Here is a 5,849-nt window from a genome sequence, read left to right as displayed (position 1 = left end):
AGAAACCAGTCATTTTGTTCCACCAAAAGATGATAAGAGAAATGCATGGGACTGTATACGTGATAATGACGATGGAGCCGATGTTACCCCCCCCCCAAACGACTAGTGTCTCGTCGCACAGCGAAATCCTCCTTCCTGCCCCCATCCGATACGTTTGCCGTAGCATCTGCCGACGCCGAAGCCCTGTCGCGCGTTGTCCTGCGTGACAATGCCTTTGGCGGCGCAACTGCTGACGTTTGTCCCGGTAGTGCGGCTAAGAACAAGAAAGATAAATACGACATCGACGGCGATGGCAAAGCGGACATCCCCGGAGGACAGGAACAGGCAGTGACTGCGAAGGAAGTGTTGGAGGCGTGTGATAACGCTACCGGCAAAGGCAACGGCAACGGCGATGCGTTTGCCGGCGTGAGCGGCGCTGCTCGCGACCACAAAAAAATAGGAGAATTTAAAGGTGCGAGCATGAGTATTAACGTACAGACGATAGAGATGGATAATACCTCAACCGGCATATTCGGCGGTGCTTCCGGAGTTGCTATGGTCAGTGACTTTAATAATTCTGTTGCTCTGCGCGGTTCCATTGGCACCGGTCTGGAATTAGACCAGGAAGGAAGCGATACAGACAACTCCTCGGACGGCTCAACCACCGACCGCACGCAACGCTATTCATTCGGCTTTGTGCTGGCAGAAACAGGCAACACCGACGAGTTGAGCGTGGATTATGGCATCGACCCGCTGTCGGGAACATACATGTTCCGCCTGCGCGGCGGACGCACCAGCTGCCCGTATGAAGGCGAGCGAAAGACGAAGTTCTACGCAGAGGGAGAATACACCCTCCATCCGGCAACGATGAAGATAGAAGTGCCAAAGCTGGAAGTGGATAATGCCTACCGCTCAGACATCCCGACGGATGGACAAGGCGTGTTCACACTGAAGCTGCAGAACGAATCGGAATCGCACGAAACGGGCTATTTTGTCCTGAGCGTAGATGAATCGAGCAATCCTTATGGCGCAGTGGTTAAGATGGACGGCGAGCCATTAGTTGAAGGTCGCAAGTTCACAGTACCGTTTGGCACAGTCGTCCATAAGACGGTGACCATAGAGCGCGGTGCAGGCGACAGCTGCGAACACCACATACGCCTCATATTGGCTTCGGAATGCGACGGCACGGCATCGTATGCCGCCACCTTGCATGCATCGTTTTTGCTGGAAGACAGCGAAGTGCGCCTCAGCACGCCGAAAGGCGACAACTGGGTTCTCAACGGCACAGCTGCTGATGCTATACTCCCGTTGCTGATTACGGATTACGATGTGACCAAGCCGAACTTCGGCTATATCGAGTTGCAGTCGCGCTCCGCGAACCAAAGTTGGCAAAGTGCCTTGTCGGAGAAGCGCTTTTATGCGGGTGATATCGAAGGCAACACCATCGCTTGCGAGTGGGAGAGGCCTATGGACGGCACCTACGAGCTGCGCGTCGGCTATGTTCGCACAATGAACGACGGCACGCCTATTTCCACATCCTACTCAACAGCCATCAGAGGCATAGTGGACGCGGCAAAACCGCAAGTGCTGGGCACCCCAACACCGGTAGACGGCATCCTGACCCCGAAAGATGAGATTTCGGTGCTGTTCAACGAAGACATCGACCGAAGCGGATTCACCGACTACAGCCATGAAACCGGCGAGCATATTACGGTAACTGCCCTTACCCTCCAGACAGACCAGCATGGTAACGAGCTGGAGATACCCAACTATGTAGCCGAGTTCAGCGCCTCAACCGCCGGGCTGACTATCCCGTCTACTATGCTGGTGATGAACCCGTCTGACAGCTACCTGCTGGAATTTTGGTTCAGAGGTGCACCGCAGGCGGATGTAGCGCTGTTCACAGGCGGCGCCGATACCAACATCACGACTGTAGGCTTCAATGAGAACGGCAGACTGACGCTGCAAGTGAAGGAAACCTCCTATCTGGTGTCGCAGACCGACTTTTTGGATAGCAAGTGGCACCACTTCGCGCTAAATGTGCTGTATGGCAACGGCGTGTTCGTGTATGTCGACGGGAAAAATTACAAGCAACTGCCGAAGACCACATTGGCTGACGGCATGGCAGGCAACAAGTTCACATTAGGCAGCAGCTTCCGCGGCGGTATAGACGAGTTCAGACTGTGGCGCGGCACGCGCTCCGCCGAGCTTATCCGCGGCGATATGAACCACGGCCTGGACGGCACGGAAGCAGGTTTGGAAGCCTATTTTCCGTTTGAGAATACGCTTAACAACCAAGGTGTTTTGACATCAACACCAACCTGGCTCGACAAGAAGAGTGGCATCGCGGCAACACCAACAAGTGTCACGCTGACAGATGCCGATGCTCCGCCACTGAAGCCCGCGCGCGAACCCCAGTCGGTACGTCACACGGCGGTAGCCTCGCGCAACCGCATAGCCATCACGCTGACCGCACCGCCCGCCAGTATAGAAAACAGCACCCTGCACATCGCGCTGCAAAATGTGCAAGACATCCACGGCAATAAGGCAGACCCGATAACGTGGACGGCTTATGTGAACACAAGCCGTCTGGTGTGGGACATCCGCGACAAGAGCATCACCAAAAATTATTTGGAAGAAGTAGTCTTTGAAGCAAAAATTGCCAACACGAGCGGGCTGCAGGAGACATGGTCTGTCAAGGGCTTGCCGACGTGGCTCTCCGTATCAAAGAAAGAGGGAACCCTGCGTGCTTTGAGCGACGAGAGATTGACATTCACCGTCAGCGCGACCACGCCGATGGGCATCCACGAAGCCACCGTCTATCTGACGGGCAACGACGGGATAGATGCGCCCATGAAATTGCAGGTGGAAGTGACTGACCAGCAGCCTGATTGGACGGTCAATCCGGCGGCTTTCCGGTATAGCATGAACCTCATTGGCGAGTTGCTCCTGAATGGCGCGCCTATAGAGAACAGCAAAAGCCTTGTAGCAGCGTTTGTTACCACCGACACCGGTGAGGAACAGTGCGTGGGTGTTGTTCCGCTGACACGCCGCGGAGAGGCATACCTTGTGGAGATGACGATATATGGCAACGAACGGGAGAAAATGCAGCAAGCGCTGCTCCATTTCAAGGCGTATGATGCCTCCGCAGGGGTTGTTTACAGCAAGGTAACGACCGAAAACCCGACAGAGATTCCTTTTATAGAAGGTGACACTTACGGCTTCGACAGCCCTGTCAGGATGAATATAGTGCAGGAGTATGTAGAGCAGCGCGTGCATTTGGCAAGAGGCTGGACATGGGTGTCGTTGAACACCCAGCCGGTGGGCAACGACACTCTGGTGGCTGCCGTCTTTGCACCGGTGAAGGCACAAACGCTACAGGCAAAAGACCGCTATTATATAGTGCGCCCCACCGCCACCGGCTGGACAGGCAATATGGAGGGCGTAGGAGCCGGCAGGATGTACAAAATGCAGATGACCGAATCCACCACATTGCCCGTCAACGGCAAGAAAATAGAGCCCGACAATGTGCCCATAACCGTGCACAGCGGCTGGACATGGCTTGCTTACACGCCAAATTTCAATATGTCGCTGAACGAAGCCCTGGCAGATTTGCAGCCAATGGAAGAGGATGTTATCAAGAGCCAAAACGGTTTTGCAACGTATATAAACGGCGGCTGGTTAGGCAGTATGGAGAATATGGAAGCCGGCACAGGCTATCTCTATCGGTCGAAAGCAGGTGTTGGAAAGACATTCTACTATCCGGCAAATCCGTCCTCTACCGTCCATGTATCGGCAACAGCGGCTGCAACCGCAGCTGCAACCGCAACCGCCGCAACGGCGGCGACCGCAACCGTCGAGCCGACACATTGGAAGCCTGTCAGCGTAGCGCAATATTCCGGCAACATGAGCATCATAGCCGAAGTGCGGGATAATGAGGAGTTGCTCACTCGTGCAGAAGTCGCCGTGTTTGCAGGCGAAGAGTGTCGCGGTGTGGCGAAGACTAACGACAAAGGGATGCTGTTCATCTCCGTAGCAGGCGATGCAGATGTGCCGCTCACGTTCCGAGTGTTTGACACGGCAAAGGGTGTTGAGCGTGAGGTGATGCAGGAAGAGAGGTATCAGAGCGATGCGATATTGGGTGCAGTGAAGGAGCCGTATATCATTCAATCACTCGCAACACCTCAGGGCGCCAATATCCGCATTAAGCCCACGAAAGTAAAAACTACGTTCGAGGTGGTCGCAGACAACGACAAAACGCTTCGCAGCATCGCTATCTACGATGTAAAAGGGCAGCTCGTGCAGCGAATTAGCGACGTGAAGGCATCCACCAAAAAAGTGGATGTAGCAGGCTTGGCTCCAAATGTTTATCTGGTGACGGTGGAGACCACTGATGGGGAGCGGCTGATGGCGCGAATTGTTAAGGAGAACTAAATTTAAATAAACTTTGTAAATTTAAAGAAAATTTAAAATGTGTATTAAAAAAAAGCCGTACCTTTGCGGCAAAGTGTATTAGTGTTTAAATTTGGATGATATGTTACAGACATTGCCCATAGGGATACAGTCGTTTGCGAAATTGCGCAAAGATGATTGCTTGTATGTTGATAAGACGGAGGAAATTCACCGTCTCATCACATCCGGCAGGGTTTTCTTCTTGTCGCGCCCGCGCCGATTTGGAAAATCGCTGCTGGTGAGCACGATGGAAGCCATCTTTAAAGGCAATAAAGCCTTGTTCACGGGGCTGTGGATTGAAAATAATTGGGATTGGACGCAACAGTATCCGGTGATTCGGTTGGATTTAGGGGAAATAAACAATGACACACCGGAAGGTTTGCGGAAAGGTCTTGAGGATGCTATTGCGCTGATAGCCCAACAACATAACATCACGTTGACAAGCACCGGTGCCGACAGTTTTTCCGAATTAATCAGAACGTTGCACCAATCAACAACGCAACGAGTCGTGGTTTTAGTGGACGAATATGACAAGCCAATTACTGACAATCTGTCAAATCGTGATATTGCAGAAGCTAACCACTTGGTTTTGAACAATTTCTATCAACGGCTTAAACCCGCCGATGAACATTTGAAATTTCTATTTTTGACGGGAGCGTCCAAATTTTCTTATGCTTCCGTCTTTTCGGGATTAAATCACTTGCGCGACATCACGCTATTTGATAAATTTGCCACTATTTGCGGCTACACGCAGACGGAGGTGGAGTTTTATTTTGATGCCTACATTGAACAATTGGCGCAAAAAGAACACAGGGCGAAGCAAGAAACAATAGATGAAATCAAGCGTTGGTACGGTGGCTATTCTTGGGATGGCGAAACGTTTGTGTATAATCCGATATCAACTTTAATGCTTTTCGGGCAGCAAGAGTTTACAGACCATTGGTTTGCAACGGGTTCTCCTACTTCTGTAGTCAATATATTAAAAGCGCACGCTGATGTGAAATCGCTTTTGGAGCCTGTTCGGATGGAGGCTATGGATTTTGGAAATATTGATATTCAGGCGATACATCCGCAGACATTGATGTTTCAGACGGGTTATTTAACAGTAAAAAAAATAGAAGAAAATCCGTTTGACGACATCGTGTACACATTGGGCGTGCCCAATGAGGAAGTGAACATGGCACTAACGACTCATTTAGTGGTTAATGATTAATGATGAAATTAAGAAATTTAAAAACTTAAAGATATGATAAAGAAATTATTTTTAGGAATTGTGCTTTTCGCAATGTGCGGCGTGCAGAGTGCGTCGGCGCAGGGTGCGTCGGTGCAGGGTGCTTATGACCATGATTTTGACAATGGCGAATTTGGGATGAAGCTATGGGTGGAATATGATTATATTGATATTCTTTATAAGTATA

Annotated in this window: 2 protein-coding genes; both read left to right on the top strand. The window is 51.2% G+C overall.

Features of this window, described 5'->3' with window-relative positions:
• The first annotated feature begins 105 nt into the window (after positions 1 to 105).
• A complete protein-coding gene (locus ASC50_RS04640) occupies positions 106 to 4,413 on the top strand; it encodes a LamG-like jellyroll fold domain-containing protein (RefSeq protein ID WP_056928764.1) in 4,308 nt (1,435 codons plus the stop codon).
• 100 nt (positions 4,414 to 4,513) lie between these two features.
• Positions 4,514 to 5,644: an ATP-binding protein gene (locus ASC50_RS04635; RefSeq protein WP_056928763.1), complete on the top strand. Its 1,131-nt coding sequence runs from the start codon at positions 4,514 to 4,516 to the stop codon at positions 5,642 to 5,644.
• Positions 5,645 to 5,849: the final 205 nt, after the last annotated feature.

The sequence above is a fragment of the Candidatus Symbiothrix dinenymphae genome (genome assembly GCF_001431085.1).
This window is presented reverse-complemented; position numbering and strand designations above follow the sequence as displayed.